We start from the raw sequence: 21,383 nt of genomic DNA on the forward strand, positions 1-21,383 counted from the left end.
CTCAAAGTGGTTACGAAATCTGCGATTAGACAGTATGCTATCGTCTTCAACACTGAGTATTTGCCGTAAACGCTCCCCTCTTGTTTTATAATTTATTGTAGGCCAAAGTATTTTAGAGACATTTCCAGAGGCTACCAATATGGACTGAATAGAAGACCAAATTTCAATCCTGTCATGATTATCGCAAGCAGTCTTTAACCTTTGAGCAGCTCGCTTTGCAATACTTGCCTGCAAAGCAAGCTCATCTATCAATACCATTTCTGAAAAAGTCGCCATTTTTACTGGTCTTTATCTCCAAAAGAACTCAATGCTTAAAGTTCTGGGATCGTTGGTGGTTGGATCACTCTTCCCCCACCACTCCCAGTATCTCCCGAAAGCTAGCCAGCCCCGCCTCCAAATTCTCAATAATCTCTTCCGCCAGCTCATCCGGGTCGGGGAGATTGTCGAGATCGGTGAGGGAGTCGTCTTTGAGCCAGAAGATGTCGAGGTTGGTCTTGTCGCGGGCGCTGATCTCCTCGTAGGTGAATTTGCGCCAGCGGCCGTCGGGCTGCTCCTCGCTCCAGGTTTCCTGCCGCTCGTGACGGCTGGAAGGGTTGTAGCAGGCGATGAAGTCCTTGAGGTCTTCGTAGCGCATGGGCTTCTTCTTGAGCGTATGGTGGATGTTGGTACGGTAGTCGTATATCCACACCTCTTTGGTCCAGGGATCGGGGGCGGCTTCGCGGTTTTTGAAGAAGAGGACGTTTGCTTTGACACCATGGGCATAGAAGATGCCGGTGGGCAGACGCAGGATGGTATGCAGCTCAGTATTGCGTAGTAGTTGCTTGCGGACGGTCTCCCCGGCACCGCCTTCAAACAGCACATTATCGGGTAAAACTACGGCAGCCTCACCATTGACCTTTAGCAGGGAACGGATGTGCTGCAGGAAATTGAGCTGCTTGTTGGAGGTGGTCACCCAGAAATCCTGCCGGTTGTAATTGAGGTCTTGTTTGTTTTGCTCTCCATCTTGGTTGGTGACCGTGATGCTGCTCTTTTTGCCGAAAGGCGGATTGGCAAGCACATAGTCGTAGCGCTCGCTGGGGGTAGAAATGAGGGCGTCCGTAGGGGAAATAAAGGTCTCCCCGTCAATTTCGCCGATGTTGTGCAGGAACATATTCATCAGGCAGAGGCGGCGGGTACTGGCTACGATCTCGTTACCGTAAAAAGTTTTATTTTTTAGGAACTTCTTCTGGGGCGGATTAAGCCGGCCGCTATTTTTACTGATATAGTCGTAGGCGGCCAGGAAGAAGCCGCCGGTACCGCAGCTGGGATCCATGATGGTCTTCTCTGGTTTGGGCTGTACGCACTCCACCATAGCACGGATGAGCGAGCGGGGCGTAAAGTACTGCCCGGCACCGCTTTTGGTATCTTCGGCGTTTTTCTCCAGTAAGCCTTCATAGATGTCGCCTTTGACATCGGAGCCGATCAGAACCCAATCTTCCTGGTCGATCATAGTGATGATCTTCAGCAGCTTGGAAGGGTCTTGCACCTTGTTTTGGCTCTTGACGAAAATCTGCCCGAGTATGCCTGGCTCCTGCGCCAGGGTACGGAGCAGCTGCCCGTAGAAGGCTTCCAGTTCTGCGCCTTTTTTGCTGCTGAGGTTTTCCCAGTTGCAGATTTCCCCGTCTGGTATTTCCTGCCCGTCCAGGTCGCGCAGGCGGGGGAAGTGGATTTGCTTGTTGTAGGGTGGCTTGGAAAGCTCGCTGGCCATTTTCAGAAAGAGTAGGAAGGTGACCTGCTCCAGGTAATCGCCGTAGCTAACGCCATCATCGCGCAGGACGTTGGCGAAGTTCCAGACTTTGGAGACGAGGGCGGAGGAGTTGCTCATGATTGCTTTTTTAGGTCTTTTTTAGCGTATGGGGCGTTTTGGGGGCGCATTGCAATGCGCCCTTACATGCGCCCTTACATGCGCTCTTACTTATAGTTTTTTTCCCAGTTTTTGGGGTTGTCGATGATGTATTGGGTGATGGTATCGTAGGCCTTTTGATCACGTATGATACGATCGTGGTAGCGAGATTGCCAGGCGAAGTCGGGGTTGACCTTGCGGGCGGCTCGGGTGACGGCTCCCTTGAAGCCTCGGATGACTGAGGCGAGATTTTTTGCCTGAGGGCCGAAGCTGTTTTGGGCAGCCTGCTTTGTAGATGTGATGGTGTCCATATTTTCTTTCGGTAGTGCGGCGGTTTTGTTACTTCTACGCCTGCTATTATAAGGATTTTTGCCGATCTCTATTATGGCGTGAAAGTGATCCGGCATGACTTGCCAGGCACCGAGCCTGATGTTCATGTCAGGCCGGAGTGCTGGCCCTTTGGCCCATTCATCCGCTACGAGTTGCCCGATTGCGGAGCACTGCATCTCCCCGTCCTGTATTTGACCAAAATAATGCACCCGGTTCCTGGTGACAAGCGTGACGAAGTAAGCAGCTTGCCAGCTATAGTCCCAGGACTGCAGGCGGGTGGATTCGTTTTTGTAGCGCTTCATATTGCATATGTGTATGATGTACAAAATAGCTTGTGTATCATATTTTGCGAAATTTGAGACACAAATCATTTTATAACTATTCTATGATATAAAAGACAGCCTCACGTTCCACAGCCTTGAAGCTTTTACAGCCTTTGTATAAAACTTAGCCCTTCAGACTGCTCCTCAAAAGACATGTGGGCCCCTTCCATTACGACTTCCTGAAAAAAGGATAATACATCAATCTCACTGCCTAGGACCTTAAACAGGTGCTCCTTCCAAACCTTCCGGTAATGCCCCCGTAGCAACTGCTGGAATAATTCCTCAAACCGCTCTTCCGCCGATACCTCATCATCTTCCTCTTCATAGTCCAGCTTCCAGGGGATATGAGCTTTTCCGATGAGATACCAGATAACAGGTTGGTCCTGCTCAAGCTGCATCTCCTCTGTAAAGTACTGGAAGTCATCCATCCAATATCCATCTACAGCTTGTGCGACAAACTCCATAGCCAAAAGGGCAAAGGAAGCTTTCAGCAGGTCCTGCTCAATCGCAAGCATGTCTTTAGGCAGACTACCTTGTTCTGTCTTTTCCAGCAACTGCAAACAGGCTTGTTCCGCACCCGCTGCATATTGATCCATCACTATGGGAAATGGGTTGCGCATCATATAATAGCGTTTAGGTTATGCTTTGCTTTTGGTCTCCCCCTTAATCCGCTCCAGTAGCTTCTCCGCCGGCTCCCAGTCCGGCTCCGCCCGGCAGGCCTGCAGCTCCGCTTCCGTAAGCAGCTCCCCGGCGAAGGCTTTCTGCAACAGGCTCTGCCGCAGCCGCTCCGCCCGCTTGAGGTTGGCCTCAATGTCCTGCTCCAGCTGATCGCAGACGGAAAGGCGGGACTCGATTTCCTGGACGATTTGGTGTTGTTCGGGGAGGGAGCAGAATGGGATTCTTAAGGTACGAACCTTTTTAATTCCAAATGCAGACTGGGTAGTAGCCTTTGCTCCTTGCTTAAATTGTTGCTCGATGTAAGGAGATGAGCACAAGTAGAAAAGGTACTTCGGCAAAATCGTCTTCAAGGAGCATACCAACACTAAGTTTGCAGAGAGACTGAAAAATCGCTCTTCAGGAACAAAAAAGGGTTTCCCGATGGTGCCGATTTTACCGATTACAAAATCCCCCTTTTTTAACTTATATCTCGCAATATGTTCCTCTAGTACTTTCCTATCAACTTTCCTTGCCCCAGCAAAATCTATTTTCCCAGTTTCTTTATCAAAATTTGCAATACTGATGTAGGGAATACCTCCTTCCTTTTTGGGTGGAGTACGGTGACTAGGTTGGGGGTCGATAGCATCTGCAACTTTTTCAAGATCGATTTCTGTCCACTGGTTATCCTTCTGTATTGGTGATTCAATTCCTATAGGTTTCAACTTCCCTGGCTTCCTCGGCTTCTTCCCCACCTTCCCTTCCGCTTCCCAGTCGGCCACGGCTTGTTTCCACTCCGCCAGTTGCTGTTCGTAGTAGCGTTCGCGCTCGGCCTGTATTTGTGCGAGGAGTTCTTCAGCGGTGGGCAGGTCGGTTTGTTGGGCGCGCCACTCCCGCGTCAGCTCCCCCTCGAAGGCTTTTTTCAGTACGGCCTGCCGGTAGACTTTGAGCTGCTGCTGTGCTTTTTGGAGGTTGGCGACGCCGTCTTCCAGCTCGCTGAAGAGCTGCTCCAGCTTGGCTACTATGGCGCGTTGTTCGGGGAGGGGGGGGAGGGGGATAAGTTGTTTTGAATACGTAGAAATCCAGTATCTTTTGTGGGTTTCACTTCTGATTCTATGGGCTTGCATCCAGTTAGCAATATATTTAACATTCACCCATTCTTGTCTAGGGATTAAAATCTTCATTGCAGAAGATTTTACTTTAAACTTGAAGTCCACATACCTTGAAGCTGTAGTGAAATCATCGAAAATAATGACCGGCAGGTTCTCAAATATTCCATCTGTTTCATTAGAAAATCCTTTGATAAAGGTTTTCCCAGGGGTCAGAACAGGGGTTTTATAGCTATCATGATACTCGGTGCTTTCGACAATATATTTGGTGGGTTGCTCATAATCAAGTATATCTCCTATTCTGATTTCCACCCATTTTGTTTGCAAGTCTTTCTTCATAGAACCCATATATTATTTATCGCTTCAAAGCCCCAATCTCAGCTGCGCTTCCCGCTTCGGATAAAACACCCCAATAATCACGAATGGGTTGCTCCCGCGCCGCCGGTGCCAAGTCAGTGTTGTACCCAAAAAAAAGTAGAGGTCTTTATCGTTAAGGAAGTCTGTTTCGTATTTTTGCTTTACTTTCTCTAAAGCCGCTTGTTGATCCCCCTGAACATCGCGCAGGCAGTTCCAATAAAGTTGCCCGATTTCCCAGTCTTCGATCATGAGACGGGAGGTCCGGCCGGTTTCATCTTCAAAACGGTAATAAAACTTGTACGGTACTTTAGGGAATTTGCTTTTTGCTTCCTCTTCTTCTCCGAATAGCGACATCTGCTGTTGCAGACCTTTCCATACTGGTTTCCAGTCCTCTTCATCTTTTACTATATCCAGACCAAGGACACGTTTAGGCTTGAAAGTCGCTAGGGAAGTATTCTGCGGAGCTTTGGAATGCTCGATTAAGGTAGTCAGGTTTGTATAAACGTTCTTCAGGCAATAGTCCTTTCTTAGGCTCCAATTATCCCTAGTGGGTATACGCTCTCCAACCTGCAGGTCTTTAAATTCGTAATCTTTGGGTGAATAACTTTCCGGTCGGAAGTCATCTTTACGTTCTTTGAGGTCTAACTCAATCCAAGTATACTTGGTTTTTTGGACTTCCCCTGACCGTTTGAGTCCACGCAGGAAACTCAATGGAATCGGGTAAATACGTATCCAACTCCCATCCTCCTGCACTCCGGCTGTACACACCAATTCATCATAACTTCGCGAGGGTAGCGGGTAAGTGGTTACCGTCAATAGGATTTTGAGGCGTGGCATAGATCAGAGGTGTAAGAGGTTATAATTGAAATCCTCGTGTTGCGTGATCGCATTGGCCAGATGGGTACGGTGGCACTGACATTCATCGGCCTCAAAGCAAGTAAGGGCTACCCTGCCGTGCTGTTCGATTAAGGATAGGATATACTGCTGCGTCTCCAACGTCTGAGGCAAAACCTCTTCCCGGTAGGCTGCAAACAAGCGGTCGTAGTCAGCCTGCGTCTTCAAAGCTTTGCGCTTTTCGGATACAATACCCACCTCCGGCAAATGAAGGAACTGAATACCTACCCCTTCGCAGGCGGCTTTCAATTGCGACTTACTAAAGCCATACTTCATGCTAAAGGAGTTCTTGCGGACATCGCAGAGGACTTTGACGCCTTCCAGAATCAGGGTATTGATGTAGACCTCTAAGGGTTTGCCTTCGTAGCCAATGGTCAGCAGGGCAGGAGGCCGGGGAGTTGGTTTTTGGCGCGCTACCGCTTTGAGTTCCTCTTCCTCAAGGACTTTTTCGGCAATCTGGCTGTTGATGGCGTAGTAGGGGTATTCCCGGTAGGTTTCTAGTAATATCTCCTGACTGCTTTTCTTCTGATACTTGTGCTTTAATTCATCCAAAAGCAGCTGATCGGCAGGCCGGATGGCAGAGAGGTAGCTCTCCTCTGCAATTGAGGACCACTCGTTTTCCCTTTCCCTTACGAGATCGTATTTACCTAGCGTACCTAAGTCGGCATTAGCTTGAAAAGAGAAACATCCAAATTTATACGGCACAAAGTGAAAGGCCGGCTTTGATTGCCGCTGAGTGAATAGAAAAAGGAGTTTTTGCAAGGTAATCTTTTCCATGCGGCCGTCAAAGGTTTCGAGGAGTGCGAGTAATATTTTTCGTCGATAGTACATTTAAATATTGGTTCCTAGATTAGTCAAAATCATGCAGCCTGACAAAATTCGAGCGCATCGGCGACTTGCTGTTCACTAAGCTGATACACATGGGCAATGTAGGGGATGGGGTCGCCTGCTTTAAAATGATCCAAAAGGGTTTCGGGATAGATATTATGCCCGGCGATCAGCGGGTGACCAAACTTACGGGCAGGGTCTACCACTATGGCTTTTTCTTTTCCGAGCGGCCAAAAACTGGAAGCCATGCCTTCTGTATCAAAGCTTAGCTTTTTGAAGAAGAGCTCTACAAATTCCATATTCAGCTGCCGGGTGCCATCGAGGGTCATGATTTCCCCGTCCGGCAATTCAAAGTAGATGTGCGTGCCGTCAGTACGCAGACTTTTCAATACTTCCCGGTTGGCAAAGGGAAACGGTGTGCCTTTCAGCTGATAAAGCTCCCGGTGTGCCTCTAACACCTTGCGTGGCGCAACCCCGGCTTCACCAAACAGGATCAACAGGTAAAACTCCACCAGTGTATGAAACCCTACCGCCTGTGAGCCTTCCACCCGCCAGGAATAGAGCTCGCCGTAGCTTTCTCCCAGCCGCTCGTCCCAATAGGTGTTCACCCAGCGGTACACACGATGGTACGGCTGCCCCAAAATCTGCGCCATCTCCCGGATGGTGTAGATGCCTTGCCCGATTTGCAGGGTGTTATCTGAAGTCATCACATGATTTATGTCAGCAAAATAGTGATTATTGTCTTAACCTTATGCATGGACTTATGGAAATAACAATTGCGGGCGAGTAAATAATCTCCAAAAAGATTATCCCGCCCCCTACGCCACCAATACCTCATTCAACTCCTCAATCACCCCATTCATCTCCGCCCCAAAGAGCTGATACATGCGCCCCCGCCCGCCTACGGCATCAAAGGGCGTATAGTCCAGGTCATCCATTTCCAGGTGGAAGCTGCCGGCGATGTGGTCTTTGATCATGCGCAGCCACTGCATTTGATCTTCTGTGAATTTCAACGCCTCACGTACCTTATGCCATACAATCGGCAAGAGCCTGTTTTCTTTCCGCCATCTATTATTCGGGTTGAACTTGAATGGGTTGATGAAATTCCTTGTTCCTAAAAAACTCAGATTTTGGCTGCCTTTGAACCCCCCAAGGAACCGATTTAGCCATTGGATAAGAAACGTACAGCTCTCGCTTGGCACGGGTAACGGCGACATAGGCATTATTCCTTTCCTCTTCTATAGCGCCTTTTCTAATGGCCCTGTAATCAGGGAAGGTCCCCTGCCCCATTCCAATAAGGAATACAACATGGAACTCCAGGCCTTTAACCGTATGTACTGTGGCGAGCGTAAGTCCATGTTCGCTTTGGGTCTTGGTAACACCCATGGCAAGAAATCTTCTGAAGTCACTTACAGACTTTGCATTTGCAGCTACCGAACGGACATAGTCCCCCCATGCTTCCTTCCACTCTTCAACGTCATTGAAAATCAAATCTCTTTCATAGTCTTCTTCAACAACTTGACTAGCTTTCAGGACTCTGTCCAAAACATTGGGAAACTTATTTATGTCCTTATCTATGCTTTGCCAACACTCAATCAAACAATCGAAAACCTCTTGTGGGAGATAGTCGAGATTACTCTCTGATAATACACGTTTCAAATCTTGAATATCCTTACTTAAAGTGGGCTCTATTTCTTTAGGTATATCCAAAACGTCAATAAGCTGATTGAAGTACAAGTATGCCTTTTGATTCGATAGTACACGGATACCCAAATCAAAAATTTTCATGGTAGTGGATTGCGGATCCAGGATACCTGTACCCTTCTTCAAGAAAAACTTGTCCTTCAAAGCCAGATCTTCTTTAAGCTTTTCAATTAAGGTACTGAAAACGAATCTATTTCTTCCTAAGATGGCGATCTTGTCTAGTGTGAGTTTTCCATCATACGCTTCCTCCTCTCTACCAATGAGGTCATTCACCTTTTTGACGATCCAATTCGCTTCCGCCGCTTCATCGTCGAACACTTGAAACTCCACCTTTCCTTTATAATAACTCTTCACTGTATTTTGGTGAATCCCCGCAAGTTCATTCGCAAGCTCGATAACTGCATCAGATGAACGGTAATTATACTGAATTTTGACCTTTTGGCTCTCCTTCAGATTAAAGTCTTCAACGAAGACCTCCGTCATGAATTTACTGCTAGCCCCAGCGTACCCGTGAATGGCTTGGTTAGCATCACCAACCATCATCACTTTTCTTATTTTATCTCCACACAATGCTTTGATAAACTCATATTGAGCAAAGCTCAAATCCTGTGCCTCATCCACTAAAACATACTCGTATATCCTGCTGTACAGGTTTGCAACCGCCGGGCGTTCATTCAAAATTTTCCATGCCAAAAGAATAATGTCATCGTAATCTATTAGATTCTGATTTCTCAAAAGATCATTGTAGTCTTTGTAGAGGCTGATTTTTCCAGGTGTCCAGTTCCTACCAGGCGGGCTATCAGCGTCGCTATCCAGCGACACCAACTTTTGTTTCTTGCTGCTTATAAAGCTGATACACTTGTTCAGTAGATCAGCCTGATACTGTGCTGCCGTTTTATGCTTTGTGATTTTTTCAGAGGTTGGGTTAAGGTAGTGCCTTGATAAAAAGGGATTGGAAAGGATGACTTCCGAGACAATTTCCTTTTTATCTGATTCTTTATCAATAATAGTTGGCATTTCGTCCATCCCCAGTTCGTGGCGACGAGACTTGATTATATCTAGGGCAAATGCATGAGTCGTTCCAATAAATACCCTGTCCTTTATTACCTTGCTTAAATCTTTAAGCCTTTCCTGCATCTCTGTGGCGGCTTTATTTGTGAAGGTAAGACATAATATTTTTGACCTACTCTTGGGAGAACCTTCAATTATTTGACGAACAGACTCTGTCAAAACACGAGTTTTGCCACTTCCTGCCGATGCTTCCACCAACATTGGCTCACCGCTTTGCAACCATTGATCGACAATAGCTTTTTGCTCCGGGGATAAACTCTGTTTAGACATAGCTTAAGGTTGTAGTTTCTGGTCTAAAATAGTAAAAAGAGTCCTGATTTTTTCTGGTATTTGCTTTTTCGGGTCGGTATACTCGACAATCGATTGTGCCCATAAGGGAGCAATTTTAGCTTTCCAACTGTCAACCCTATCGGACAATTCCAGCTTTGTCAGTTTCCTCAAGTTTTCTCGCTCTGCATCTCTTTCTTGTGCCTTGGCCGCTTTATGTTGCTCATTTGCATAAATAGGCTCAGTAATTTTAAACAAAGCGTTCTCAATCTCCTCTCTGTAACCCTCGCTGATAATGTAGTCTTCTATCGAAGCATTGAGAAGAACGAACCGATCGTCGTCATGAATGTCTACACCTAAATTATTTGCTATTTTGTTGACCTTTGTCTGAACCGATGGGTTGTCATAGTCACTAAATATAATCCATGGGATTCTTAGGGCATCAAGAAACTGAATATACATTTTATAAGTGTCGCCACTACATTCCATAAGGCTAACACCTTTCTCAAATGCTTCACACCCCCAATGTTTTTTCGCGAAAACAGGTAACGCTCCTTCTTCCGTTGGTCCTTCAAAAAGAACAACAAACCTGGCAAAAAACAACTCCCCTCGTGCTCTGATTATTTGAGTTTCTAAGGAGTGCTTCTCTTTTAGTGATAATGCATTAGCTAACTCCTTCAAATCAGCAATACTAGTGGAATCATCTGCTTTATAAAACACTCTAAGCTCCTCCAATCCCGCCAAAGGGGCAATATAGGGCGAATGGGTGCTTATGATTTTCTGCCCCGTGACATTTTTTAATTGCCCATACACTTGCCTTTGGGCATTTGGGTGGAGATGAGCCTCTGGCTCTTCAAGTGCCAAAACTGGGTGTAACATGTCTCCGTCATCATCTGCTTTTTTCTTTATCCAGTTGACATAAGCTTTGTATCCAAGCAAAGAAGCCCAACTTCGGGTGCCCATGCCATGATACTCCAAACTAAACGTTTCAGAACCACCGTCTTGAAAATTGACTTTAAGCCCTTTGTGAAGATCTCTTAACCTCTTCGGGAATGGCGTGATTTCTACACCACTGCCTTTGGTTTGCACCGTCTTGTTGAGTTCTTCCAACGATGTTTTAAGGTGTTTCAAAACAGGACTCTCTTCAACTGTCTTTTGATTCAGGGTCGTTAACTCTCCCTCTAACTGTTCTTTTTGCGTATCGTCATATTCTATTTGAGAAGCCAAGCGCCCGAAGTAGGATTGAGCAAACTTCAAATCCTCTTGCAAATCCCTCTGTGCATCAATGAAGTACAACGGTATTTTCGATATATTGGCGGCTACCTCTTCATTTTCATCAGCATTTCCTGAATCCCAATCCTTTATGATGTACCGTTTTATTTGGGCCTCACTCTGTTGAGCAGAAAAGTCTATAACAGTCCTGTAGGCAAAAAACTCTTCACCCCGTGAGTCGATTTGAATATCAGATCCAAATACTTGCGCCCATTCATCTAAGAAAGTTGAATTACCATCTGATTTAATTTCGATATCAATCTCTACACGAGGGTTTGCTGGGTATTGTCCAGCCTTGTTGATAAACAAATCGTCCCGGGATATAAATTTTCGGTCAGATGTAAGTGCTATTGTTAGTGCTCTCAGGAAAGAGGTCTTTCCTGAGTTGTTGGCTCCCAATAGTAAAGTCACCTCTCCCAAAGTCGTTTCTACGCTGCTGAGAGAGCGGAAATTCTTAACCCGTACTCTGTTTATTTTAATTTTCATCTGTTAATAGTCTTTTCGTCGGTAGCACATTAGTATTTTGATCTTACTACTGTTAGGTTAGCAATTAAGTGGGTCGTTATAATCTAAAAAAAGGAGTCTTACGCCACCAACACCTCATTCAGCTCCTCAATCACCCCATTCATCTCCGCCCCAAAGAGCTGATACATACGCCCCCGACCGCCTACGGCATCAAAGGGCGTATAGTCCAGGTCGTCCATTTCCAGGTGGAAGCTGCCGGCGATGTGGTCTTTGATCATGCGCAGCCACTGCATCTGATCTTCTGTGAATTTCAACGCCCCGGCCTGCTTGCCGAATACCCAGTCCTGGAATTTCTTGTCCACGATTTTCGGGTAAGGCGTCAGCTGCTCGTCTAGCCCACACACCCGGCGAACGAGGGAGACGAGGGCAACCAGCTCCTGCTTCGGGCGGTTGGCTTGGATGTTGTCCAATTTTGCGTAAGCGTCCCACACCGCGTAGGGCGCAAGGGCGGGTTTATCCTGCCGGATCCGCTCCAGCAGCTCCTCCACCATGCGGAAGGTCAGGTCCCGCCGCTGATAGGGCTGCCCGTAGAACAGGCGCAGGGCGGTGATTTCGTCTTTGTGGGCTTCCAGGTATGCCGCAAAGTCATCAGCCAGTTGCTGTGATTTGCTGGCGCTTTCCTTATCCCACTCGCTTTGGGTGACGGTATCCAAATTGTGGGTGTCGATGATCTGCTCGTGCACCTTGCGCACCTTTTCGAGGTACTCATTCACCTCCCCTGTGAAGTTGGAAGCGGCTTTTCGGGCCAGTTCCTGCTGTACCTGTTCCTGTACCACATCGGCTGCCGGGCCTTCGGGGTCTTCCCGGCGGCGTTGTTCCGTAGCCTGCTCCAGTACATCCGGGTCAAAAGCATGTAGCAGCTCGCGCGTCATCTGTGGCAGGTCTTTTCCACCAGTGATGTCGCGCAGCCCGGCCTTTTCCTTTTCGGTCAGTTGCTTATCCAGGCGGCTGAGGCGGTTGGCCAGAGACAAGAACAGGTCCTCCTCCGCGACGCCCATGCGGATAGCGCCCAACAGGTCTTTCAGGGGCACACCCCGCTTGCGCTCCAGGGGGCGGGTATTGGTCTTCTTAGTCTTAGTCACGCCTACCGCATCCACGATGATGAAGTGGGTCTTGGCTTCCGCTGCGCTTGAGACCTCCTGCAGGTCGTCCCGGTGGATGGTGCGCGTACCCCTCCCCATCATCTGGGTGAAGTAGTTGCTGCTTTTCACATCTCGCATGAAGAGGAGCACTTCCAGCGGCTTCACGTCCGTACCGGTGGCGATCATATCTACGGTCACCGCAATACGGGGGTAGTAATCGTTGCGGAAACGGGAAAGCAGGGACTTGGGATCCTCGTCAATTTTGTAGGTCACCTTCTTGCAGAATTCATTCCCTTCCGCAAATTCTTCCCGCACCACCCGGATAATGTCATCAGCATGGCTGTCTGTTTTAGCAAAAATCAGGGTTTTAGGCACCTGGTATTTGCCATCTTTGATGCGGTCCGGGAAGATTTCCGTTTCCAGCGCCCGTTTGAAGGCCCGGATGACGTTGCGGATCTGACTGGGGTTGACCACTTTCTTATCCAGGTCACGGCGGCTGTATTCCAAATCCTCGTCCTGTTGTTGCCAGCGTTTCCGGCGGCTGAGCTTTTCGCGCCGCTCCACGTCCCAGCCTTTCTGTATAACGCCTCCACCCTGGGAGATCGCCGTATCAATCAGGTAAATTTCGTACCCCACATTCACACCATCGGCTACGGAGTCCTCGTAGGTATATTCACTGACGACATTCTCATCGAAGTAGCCAAAGGTGCGCTTGTCGGGCGTAGCCGTAAGCCCCACCTGAAAGGCATCGAAGTAGTCGAGCACCTGCTGCCAGAGGTTGTAAATAGAGCGGTGGCACTCATCAATAACGATAAAGTCGAACTGCTCAATCGGCACCCGCTCATTGTACACTACCGGCAGGGGCTCTTTTTTCCGGCGCTGCTGATCCAGCCAACTGCTTTCATTGGGGTTGTCCTGCTCCGCCTGTTCGTCGAGCTCCTCCCCTTTCAGTATGGAGTACAGGCGCTGAATGGTGGAAATACATACCTGACTGTCCGGTGCGATGTAGCTGGAAGTCAACCGCTGCACATTATACAGCTCGGTAAATTGCCGGTTATCATCTTTAGGCTGGAAGGCACGGAATTCCTGCTCTGCCTGTTCGCCCAGGTTCTTGGTATCCACCAGAAAGAGGATGCGCTGCGCATTGGCGTGGCGCAGGAGGCGGTAGACGAAAGTGGCTGCCGTGTAGGTCTTCCCGGCTCCCGTTGCCATCTGTATCAGGGCACGCGGGCGGTTTTCCGCAAAGGATTTCTCCAGGTTCTCAATCGCTACGATCTGTGCTGGCCGCAGCCCCTCTTTGTTCAGGGGCGGCAGCTGTACGAGCTGTGTACGGAGGGACTTTTTCTGCTTTGCCCAGTTGGCCAGCGTCTCCGGCCGGTGAAAACTGAATACACGCCGGGCACGCGGCTTGGGATCGCGGTTGTCCGTGAAGCGGGTCAGGGTACCCGTGCTTTCGTAGATAAAAGGAATCGACTGAGCGCCGACGTACTTCCATGCCGCTTCGGCGTAGTTTTTGGACTGTTCCTCCACCGTTGACATCCGGTGCCCCTCCTCTTCCCGCTTCGCCTCAATGACCCCAATCGGGATACCATCTACGAAAAGGGCGTAGTCTACAGGGCCTACTTCCGTTTGGTATTCCCGCATCGCCACGCCTTTCCCATCGAAGGGGCTGCCCTGGTTCTTATCGTACACCAGCCACCCCGCCTGCCGCAGCATCTGATCGATTTGATCGCGGGCCCGTTGTTCGGGATCCTGATTGAGGGTTGGGTTCATGTTCCTGCTGTTTGACCGCGTGGGATGCGGAACGCGTTATTCCTTTACTGTCCACATTAGTCAGCCTTTGTCTTTATTTGTCGTGGTAATATAGGGGATTTTTAAAAATTGGCATGGAAAGAAGTATAGACCTGGGCAGTAGTCAAAATAAAGATATGGCAGCCCGGATGCCCAAACTGCCATATCTTTCAGTGTCGCTTTAGCCTTAACAATTTACTGCGAGTAAGTGGCGTAACCTGTCTTTTGCAACTGCTCCCCCACTCTCGCCATCTCCTCTTCACCGTTCCAGGCTAACAGGTAAGGCCCAGCTTCCCGCACTAGAGCTTTGCCCAGAAGTTGATAAATGTAGCGCGACAGCGCCGTATCGAGTTCTTCATCTTTTTCCAGACCTTTTTTGACCAGAAGCTTTCGGATTTGTACGATAGCTGCTTCTTCAAATTGCAAGAGCAGTTCGTAGGTCTCTTCTTCTTCCGGTTCAGCACTTGAAGCCTCTCGCAACAATTCAGCCCATTGAAATAGGAAAGCTTCCCGGTCGGTAATCTCTTCCGAGTAGTTAGTCAGTTCGTATAGGAGTTCCTCCAGGTCATCCTTCAAGTCTTCTGGCAAATCCGGCATAGCCAATAGGCCACCTGTTCTTTCAAATTCCTCTTCCGTCATTGCTTCAACCCGTACGGCCAGTTCAGGGAAGAATGCTTCGCTCAGCGGATATGCTGGCCGCCAATCTTCATACTCTTGCGATATACCGTAAAACAACTCCTCCACCCAAGAGCCGGGGAAGTAGTCGTAGAGAAAATAGGATACATTGTCGCTTTCTTCATCCTGGCTTGGTATGGTATCGCCAGCTGAAAGACCGTTGGACAGTAAGCGGCTAACCTCCTCAGATAGTGTGGTTCCGTTCTCCTGCGCCTCCTGGGAGATTGCTGCGTGTAAATCTGGTTCGATGCGTGCACCGATGTGTACTTTGCGAGACATAGTTAAATAGTTTGTTTACCTACAATTTAGGAGGGTTCACGGGGTGTTTACAAAGGTGCACACGAATGTCACGGCTGTTTCTGCGTTTCCTTTAAGCAATCCGGAGGGCTTGTGTCACGGCTAAGTAGCACCTGCGTGCCTATGGTTTGTATAGTTGGGCCAAGCGCCTCTCGGTTATCCAGGAAAAAAGCTAGTGCTTGTTCCCGTTTACGCTCTGCCTGCTTTCGGCACCTACTGCTGCAATATTTTGCCCGGGCCCGTTTAGTCACGGTAGACTGACAGTTGATACATTGGAAGGTATACCGGTGTGAACGGCTACCGGCTTTACGGCGTTCCTCACCTCCTATGGTATGAACGAGATAGTGAACGGGGCGAGTCTCGTTCAACAGTATGTTGACCAGATTTAGCAACGATTCTAAAAAAGCCTGTTCCGCTACCATCTGCGCTTATTTTGGGGTTGAGTATTCTTGGATAAGCCGTGTATAGTGGTCCACCCATCTCTGATTGTTGTCGATTGCATCAAGCGTACGTTTACCAGCCTGTTCACCCTTTCGCTCAGCCGCCAGTTTTTTCTGCACGTGACGTCCCAGGCGTTTTTTATAATCCTTAAGCCTCCGTTTCCATTGGCGGAGGTCGGCTTGCGTTGGTGTACCCTTAATAGCATATGAATCTTTGGTGTGCGCAGTTGGTGTGTCCGCTGTGTGCTTGTCTTGCTGAAAACCTATTTGCCTGCGCTTGCTAGGGATAATGACAACCTTCTCTTTTTGATCGTCTGCCTCCTGATCGAGCTTTAGTGTAATGGTTAAGTTGTTGATTGCCGTCGGGTCGTACAGTTCTTCTTTGTTGGCGGGAAGAGGGGCAGGGGGTGTAGCGTCCTGAAAACGCTTAATCCTGTCTTGTAGCCAGTAGTTCACCCGTTCGCGAAGTGCTTGCCAGGCGTTCACCCAAAAAGGAGGCATGAAGTCGTATTGGCTGATCTCCACCTTCTCCACAATTCCGGAGCCTTTAGCGTGTACACGTTCAAGAATAACTGCTGTCATAAAGATGAGCAAGCAAACAAGTGTAAACCATCCCAGTCCCAATCCATATTTATTCACCTGCTGTGATCTTTCCTGGAGGCTGGTCGAGTTCACCCGGCGAATGCTGTCAATTTGGGCGGTATACGCAGTGTTTACAAAGGTTAACGCTTGTTTGCCTTCCTCCTTTAAATCGGTCAATGCTGTATTTTTTTTGCTTTTGAGCGCTGCCAAAGCCTGTGCACATTCTGCTTTTAATTGATCTCGTTCCAGACGCAGCTGATCCTTTCGGGTTGCAAAACTGAGCCCCGTCCGAATCTCCCGGCGGTGGTAATTGGTCAGTTCACGTGATTTAGCCGCAATACGCTGCTCAAACGCTTGGGTTACAGCATTGGATTCTTCCGTAAACCGCTGTACGATCTCCGTACTATCAAGTGTGAACTGCATTTGCCATTCCCGTTGCTTATACGCGTACACGCTATCAATGGGATCCGTTAACACCTCATCCGCTGCCGGTGCTAACTGGTTGACGATGACCTTTGAATTTTTGAACGATAAGACTCCGGAAGTAGCCAGGAGTACAACCGTTATCAGGCATACCAAGATGGTCATGGGGAGGTGCATACTGGTGTACCGCTTGTACAAAATAGCGTCAACCGCTTTGGGAGCGAAAACCCTTAGCCCCATTTCAATAATAAGTGTACTGAACACGGCAATAACCACTGCCATCATAAATCCAACATTGGGAAAAAGGGGGAGTAGTATGGAAAGGAAGGCCGTGTACAGGATCCCGATCTCCGTGAACCCACTAACCACCTGCGCTGCTGTTTTTATCCGGCAGATGGTTGCGATCAGGATGGCGTATACAGCGTAGAATTCCTGATTCTGGGGGAGCGTTTTTAGTTGTTTCATAAGTCTTGATTTTCAGCAAAGCCGTTTCGTTTATTTTTTTCTTTCATGAGTATTCCAAAATCCTGTAACAATTGTCACAACTGCTTAATAGGCTGAAAAACAAAACATTAAGTTATTACATGTGCTGTCACACCCTGTAACGTCTTTTGTAACACCGTCGAAGTGGGTTGTTGACTTTGTAACATTTGTAACAACTTGTAACATTTTGTAACAGATTATAAAGTGTTGATAATCACGCTTAAAGGTCTTTTAATAAAGAGTGTGACAACTGTGACAAACTTTTTAGGTATCATCGCTTAAAAAATCTGACCGTTTGAAAACGTAAGGGCGGCCGTTGAAACCGATCCACTGGACTTTGGGGGAAAAGCTCTCTGTATCGCTTGTCTCGTTTTCGTTATACTTTTCGACGATTCTTGGATATTTTCCACGGGTGACCTTAGACTTCCCATTCTCGTCCAATAGCCTCCCAATTTTCAGATGATCAGCAAGAATCTCTTTCAGCCAACTCACCTGTAAACGGCCATTAAAGAGCTCCTTGTTGATATCTTTCAACGGCATCAGAATTTCATCAATCCCCTCATCTTGTAGGGCTGCAAACAGTTCTTCCAGTTGAGTACGCAAATGCCGAGCGTCTCCAGGCTGGTTGAGTTCCACGGTATCCTCAAACACATCAGTGAGGTATAGCTCAGGGTGGAAGTACATCCGTCCTTCGTGCGGGGCAACAAGCTTTCGGTGCTTTAGAAAATGGATGAAAGCAGGGATTTCAGCCTTCAATTTGTCCAGGAAAAAGGGGTCCTTTTCCTTAAGCTGTGGGACACGTAAGATCCAGAACCGGTCGTCGTGCTCCGTGACGTAGATCATCCTTTTGTTATTCGAATAGAACTGAAACTTCGTGAAGAAATCGAGTGAATATTGTCGCTGATTTTTTGCGTTTACGGTGATCTGGTGAGCTGTGCTGAGTGCCTTGATACGCTCCACATCGACTTTCCGGTCGAGTAGGGTCTCCTCACAGATTGCCAAATTCTTACCTGCTAGAGGCTCATTGAAATCTGATTTAAGGTCGCTGTTGCTGATTTGGATGGCATTATCGCCAAAAAGATCGAGCAACAAATTGCCGAAGGTGCTCTTGCCGGTATTGTTTTCGGGGGAATAAAGGATTAGCACCGGTAGATGCTGAGTAGGGCGCGTAAGCAGAAGTTGAACGTAGTCCAGTCCCAGTTGATACATGAGGTAGGACTGCCCATTTCGTTCCCTATTTTCTTCCCCGAAGATATGCTTGAAAAGTTGTAGTATGGATGGAATATCCCCTGGTTCAGCTTTGTGTCTAAGTGGGAAGTACTTATTGAAAAACCCTTTGTAGGAGAGCTGGAAGTCAAAGTGGTCCGGCATGCAGCAAAAGCCATCGAAATATTCAACATACTGGGCGAACTTCTTGCCATACTTCATTTTCAGCGTGCCCACATTCCTCTTTACCAGTTCTTTACGAAACCTAGGGGCGTCTTCGTCACCGCGATTGATGATTGGCTTATTGATATGCTCAAAATACTCATCACCGATCCGGAAAACATGTTTTGCCCAGGCCGGTTTTCGGAGTATTAGGCAGTCTGTTTCCGTGCTCCACTCATAGATATCGCCTCCAAAGTTGAATGGCCGATCATCCCCAATTTTCTCCATATGAAGTGGCCAAAAATCGTGAATACCCCCCAACCCGAAGTATCGCAATAAAGCTGAAAGCGATGAAGTGATCACTTGCTTATAGAAGTAGGTGTTTTTCTGCTGGCTAACATTCAGTAGCTCCTTCATCACTTCATCTAGCTGCCCCGCTGCATCTGCACTGTTGACCAAATCATCCAAGCCCTTCGGGTGCTCTGGAAAGCAATCAGAATTCACGTGAAAAAAATGTACAGCAAGGTTCGAGTTATGCTCCAGTGCAAGCTCCCGTATCTTCTTCGCAGCGCCGTAAAAAGTTCTCGGTCTTTGGGAAAGGTCGCCTTGCACCCCGAGCTCCTTTTCACTGATATCCCGGCAGTCGCCGTCCCACAGGATGATAACATTCTCCACCTCACATGTATCGATCAGTCGCAGGATATGGTGATGAAGCTTTTTTGTTTCGCCGTCCCGAAAATGCGTGATGCTGGTTAGCCCAACACAAGCTACCTCTTCTGATACCAGAGAGACACGCCAGGCTTTCTTGGCACCCTCGGTGAGGAAGAGGGTCTTGATCTTCTTTTTTTGTTCGAAGGCATCGCATAGGGTAGGAGGGAAATAGGGGTAGGTGCCTTGCCCCTTTGGGATGATGTATTTCTGATCGCCCTTAGGCTCCTGTAGCCGGATTTGGTGGAAGAAAGCCAGTTTTGAGTTGATGTGGCTCATTTTCCCCGTCCCCTTCTTATAATAAGGAATCAGTTCGCGGTCAATCGTCCAGAAATTAATCACCAAGTTGCCATTTCGGTCCGCTTCAAAGCAGGGGATGGTTTTAGTGCTTGGGTCCGGATGTTCTGCCTCCGGGTTGTGGACGGTAATTCTGTTGTTTTCGTTTGTTAGTCCAAGCTCGTCGAATTGGGCTTGGATGAATTCGTTTACGTGTTTCATAGCTGTTGATCGCCCTCATCGCATCTCCGCCGAAAATGGATATTTCCACCCTTGCACAAATCCTTATAGATTGAAGCAATAGCACCTAATCGAAGTGGACTTTCGAAACGCTGCGAAAGCTGTTCATTTCCAGGAAGTTGACAGGTCGAGTGTTCAGAAACAGCAATCGGGTTTTTGTACGACTGTGTACGGCTGTTTCGTTTGCTTTTCTCGGAGAAAAGTGCGACTTTTGGCTTGAGTTTAATCATAAAATAGTTCGATGTAAAAGAGGTTTTCGAGTGGAATTCGAGACCTCTTTTTTACTCAGAAGGTAAAGGCTCAAGAATTTTCTCCAGATCTTCCTTTAGTTCAGCATCTTTTGCGAAAAGCTTGCCGCCCAGCCGGTACAACCGAATTTTTTTGTCCTTATGCATGCGAACTACGGTGCGAACGCTAACGTCTAGCTTGCTTGCCACTGTTTTGAGGCTCAGAAGAAGTGGGTTGGTTTTGGTTTGATTCATTGACATTTGTTTTTGAATGACAACTCATTCTTTTAGATGAAAAAATACAGATGGGCCACCATCCAATGCAAAGATAAGCAATAAAAATGACATGTCAAATAAAATTTAGAATTGACTGCATTCGCCGAGTTAAGTCGTGCCCGTTTTTTGGGTAAGTACATTCTTAACTACTTGATAAGACCTCATAATACTTCCACAACGCTAAGTCTATTTCCTGTACATTGAAGCTCCATTCCTGAGCGAGTGCTTTAAGGTCGGATAGATAGGTAATGTAGTTGTTGGGGTAAAATAGCTTTTGTCCTCTCCATATAACACTTTCCAGTTCCTGGTGTCGATAACCCCGTAAGATTCCGGAAAGACTAATGCCAAAATAGCAGAGGCGACTGGAACGCCCACTCCAGGCAGGACAGCAAGGATATTTATCCTGGATTTTATTTCAAGCCTTCCGTTTTCATTGGTGAAACTAAAAGCGGTTGGGCGTAAACCAGATTGTCGTTTTTTTTTGGGGGGCCTGCCCCTGCCGTGAGGGCAGGTGCCGCTATGCTACGGGGCTCGCTCTTCGCTCGGCCTTATCAGGCCTGCCGCCCTTTCGCAGCGCTAGGCCAATGCCAGGCTAGAGCTCCAAAAGTATAAACGCCTGCGACATTTTGGTTCACGCCCAAGCGGTTTGGGTAATCAGCTTCGCATTCTCGTCTGTTATTAGCGATCGTTTACCTTGTTGGCGACCATACTGCCTTCTTAACTTCCAATGGAATATCCGGTCTAATTCATCTAACGACAAAAAAAGAGGATCCCTTGTCCGTTTAATCGCTTCGATCATTACTTGCAACTCCTGGGTGGTCGTAGTGCTCAAAGCATCCTTGAGCAGGTCTTCAATCTGATCACGGCTTTTGAAGTTGAAGTTGCGCATAGTAGCAAACTAGGTCTTGTTCAATAGTTGATAGGTTTCAGTAGGCATAAGAAGATGGGGCATTGAATAAACCGTCTTATTCCGCCGCCTCCAGCAAGAAAGCCTTTGCATAGCCTGTCTTTCCGTCCACCTGTACTTTCCACCAGTATTTATCGATCTTTTCTAATGCTTTTACTTCCAAACCCTTATGCAAGCGCCTGATAACCCTTGACTTGGCGGTTGGTTGTTCCCCAGCAATTCTCAATTAGATGAATTATCCCTGCGCGCCCAATGATTTTGTACTTTTCGCTGATGAAAAAAAAGAAGCCAAGATGGCTTGGGGCTTGGGGCTTGGGAGTTTTGACAGGCTCTATAGAGAGGTGCTGCCCCCATTGTTCAAGAGCATGGCCGATGTCCGTGCGAGCAATACG

General features: G+C 47.8%; 17 protein-coding genes and 1 pseudogene. All 18 read right to left on the reverse strand.

Going from position 1 to position 21,383, the window contains the following annotated elements; all coding sequences use genetic code 11:
* A partial coding sequence (locus tag FRY97_RS23020) for a hypothetical protein (protein ID WP_211356936.1) occupies positions 1-276 on the reverse strand: 276 nt, incomplete at its 3' end.
* Between the two features lie 64 nt (positions 277-340).
* On the reverse strand, positions 341-1,864 hold the full coding sequence (locus FRY97_RS20170) for a class I SAM-dependent DNA methyltransferase (RefSeq protein ID WP_147169428.1): 1,524 nt from the start codon (positions 1,862-1,864) through the stop codon (positions 341-343).
* A gap of 86 nt (positions 1,865-1,950) precedes the next feature.
* Positions 1,951-2,514: a transposase gene (locus FRY97_RS20175; RefSeq protein ID WP_147169429.1), complete on the reverse strand. Its 564-nt coding sequence runs from the start codon at positions 2,512-2,514 to the stop codon at positions 1,951-1,953.
* A gap of 125 nt (positions 2,515-2,639) precedes the next feature.
* Entirely contained in the window at positions 2,640-3,158 is a 519-nt protein-coding gene (locus tag FRY97_RS20180; RefSeq protein WP_147169430.1) for a hypothetical protein, read from the reverse strand.
* A 15-nt stretch (positions 3,159-3,173) separates the two neighbouring features.
* Positions 3,174-4,637, reverse strand: a complete 1,464-nt coding sequence (locus tag FRY97_RS20185; protein WP_147169431.1) for a restriction endonuclease subunit S — start codon at positions 4,635-4,637, stop codon at positions 3,174-3,176.
* A gap of 24 nt (positions 4,638-4,661) precedes the next feature.
* A complete protein-coding gene (locus FRY97_RS20190) occupies positions 4,662-5,492 on the reverse strand; it encodes a hypothetical protein (protein ID WP_147169432.1) in 831 nt (276 codons plus the stop codon).
* Between the two features lie 3 nt (positions 5,493-5,495).
* Positions 5,496-6,326 carry a DUF488 domain-containing protein gene (locus tag FRY97_RS20195; protein WP_211356937.1) on the reverse strand — a complete coding sequence of 277 codons (831 nt, stop codon included), beginning with the start codon at positions 6,324-6,326 and terminating at the stop codon, positions 5,496-5,498.
* An 83-nt stretch (positions 6,327-6,409) separates the two neighbouring features.
* Positions 6,410-7,084 (reverse strand): DUF433 domain-containing protein, encoded by a 675-nt coding sequence (locus FRY97_RS20200; RefSeq protein ID WP_211356938.1) that lies wholly within the window; start codon positions 7,082-7,084, stop codon positions 6,410-6,412.
* A gap of 111 nt (positions 7,085-7,195) precedes the next feature.
* Positions 7,196-7,396: pseudogene (locus FRY97_RS23390) on the reverse strand (type I restriction-modification enzyme R subunit C-terminal domain-containing protein); the annotation flags it as partial.
* Positions 7,397-7,448: 52 nt separating this feature from the next.
* Positions 7,449-9,422, reverse strand: coding sequence for an ATP-dependent helicase (locus tag FRY97_RS23030; RefSeq protein WP_147169436.1), 1,974 nt, complete (start codon positions 9,420-9,422; stop codon positions 7,449-7,451).
* Between the two features lie 3 nt (positions 9,423-9,425).
* On the reverse strand, positions 9,426-11,177 hold the full coding sequence (locus FRY97_RS20215) for an ATP-dependent nuclease (RefSeq protein ID WP_147169437.1): 1,752 nt from the start codon (positions 11,175-11,177) through the stop codon (positions 9,426-9,428).
* A gap of 98 nt (positions 11,178-11,275) precedes the next feature.
* Entirely contained in the window at positions 11,276-14,071 is a 2,796-nt protein-coding gene (locus FRY97_RS20220) for a type I restriction endonuclease subunit R (protein ID WP_147169438.1), read from the reverse strand.
* 213 nt (positions 14,072-14,284) lie between these two features.
* The gene (locus FRY97_RS20225; protein ID WP_147169439.1) at positions 14,285-15,043 is read right to left on the reverse strand and encodes a hypothetical protein; all 759 of its coding nucleotides are present in this window, start codon (positions 15,041-15,043) and stop codon (positions 14,285-14,287) included.
* 446 nt (positions 15,044-15,489) lie between these two features.
* Positions 15,490-16,971, reverse strand: a complete 1,482-nt coding sequence (locus FRY97_RS20230; protein ID WP_147169440.1) for a hypothetical protein — start codon at positions 16,969-16,971, stop codon at positions 15,490-15,492.
* 282 nt (positions 16,972-17,253) lie between these two features.
* Positions 17,254-19,563: a primase-helicase family protein gene (locus FRY97_RS20235; protein WP_147169441.1), complete on the reverse strand. Its 2,310-nt coding sequence runs from the start codon at positions 19,561-19,563 to the stop codon at positions 17,254-17,256.
* A gap of 299 nt (positions 19,564-19,862) precedes the next feature.
* On the reverse strand, positions 19,863-20,063 hold the full coding sequence (locus FRY97_RS20240; RefSeq protein WP_147169442.1) for a MerR family transcriptional regulator: 201 nt from the start codon (positions 20,061-20,063) through the stop codon (positions 19,863-19,865).
* 652 nt (positions 20,064-20,715) lie between these two features.
* Positions 20,716-20,973: a hypothetical protein gene (locus FRY97_RS20245; protein ID WP_147169443.1), complete on the reverse strand. Its 258-nt coding sequence runs from the start codon at positions 20,971-20,973 to the stop codon at positions 20,716-20,718.
* 76 nt (positions 20,974-21,049) lie between these two features.
* Positions 21,050-21,217 carry an SH3 domain-containing protein gene (locus tag FRY97_RS23395; protein WP_147169444.1) on the reverse strand — a complete coding sequence of 56 codons (168 nt, stop codon included), beginning with the start codon at positions 21,215-21,217 and terminating at the stop codon, positions 21,050-21,052.
* Between the last annotated feature and the right edge of the window lie 166 nt (positions 21,218-21,383).

The organism is Phaeodactylibacter luteus, assembly GCF_007993045.1.
Lineage (GTDB): Bacteria > Bacteroidota > Bacteroidia > Chitinophagales > Saprospiraceae > Phaeodactylibacter > Phaeodactylibacter luteus.

Bases quoted from the DNA above. Each gene is read 5' to 3' on its own strand.
- FRY97_RS20190 (WP_147169432.1), bottom strand. From the start codon at position 5,492: ATGCCACGCCTCAAAATCCTATTGACGGTAACCACTTACCCGCTACCC.
- FRY97_RS20225 (WP_147169439.1), bottom strand. From the start codon at position 15,043: ATGTCTCGCAAAGTACACATCGGTGCACGCATCGAACCAGATTTACAC.
- FRY97_RS20180 (WP_147169430.1), bottom strand. From the start codon at position 3,158: ATGATGCGCAACCCATTTCCCATAGTGATGGATCAATATGCAGCGGGT.
- FRY97_RS20185 (WP_147169431.1), bottom strand. From the start codon at position 4,637: ATGAAGAAAGACTTGCAAACAAAATGGGTGGAAATCAGAATAGGAGAT.
- FRY97_RS20215 (WP_147169437.1), bottom strand. From the start codon at position 11,177: ATGAAAATTAAAATAAACAGAGTACGGGTTAAGAATTTCCGCTCTCTC.
- FRY97_RS20175 (WP_147169429.1), bottom strand. From the start codon at position 2,514: ATGAAGCGCTACAAAAACGAATCCACCCGCCTGCAGTCCTGGGACTAT.
- FRY97_RS20230 (WP_147169440.1), bottom strand. From the start codon at position 16,971: ATGAAACAACTAAAAACGCTCCCCCAGAATCAGGAATTCTACGCTGTA.
- FRY97_RS23030 (WP_147169436.1), bottom strand. From the start codon at position 9,422: ATGTCTAAACAGAGTTTATCCCCGGAGCAAAAAGCTATTGTCGATCAA.
- FRY97_RS20195 (WP_211356937.1), bottom strand. From the start codon at position 6,326: ATGGAAAAGATTACCTTGCAAAAACTCCTTTTTCTATTCACTCAGCGG.
- FRY97_RS20235 (WP_147169441.1), bottom strand. From the start codon at position 19,563: ATGAAACACGTAAACGAATTCATCCAAGCCCAATTCGACGAGCTTGGA.
- FRY97_RS20240 (WP_147169442.1), bottom strand. From the start codon at position 20,063: ATGAATCAAACCAAAACCAACCCACTTCTTCTGAGCCTCAAAACAGTG.
- FRY97_RS20245 (WP_147169443.1), bottom strand. From the start codon at position 20,973: ATGCGCAACTTCAACTTCAAAAGCCGTGATCAGATTGAAGACCTGCTC.
- FRY97_RS20220 (WP_147169438.1), bottom strand. From the start codon at position 14,071: ATGAACCCAACCCTCAATCAGGATCCCGAACAACGGGCCCGCGATCAA.
- FRY97_RS20200 (WP_211356938.1), bottom strand. From the start codon at position 7,084: ATGACTTCAGATAACACCCTGCAAATCGGGCAAGGCATCTACACCATC.
- FRY97_RS20170 (WP_147169428.1), bottom strand. From the start codon at position 1,864: ATGAGCAACTCCTCCGCCCTCGTCTCCAAAGTCTGGAACTTCGCCAAC.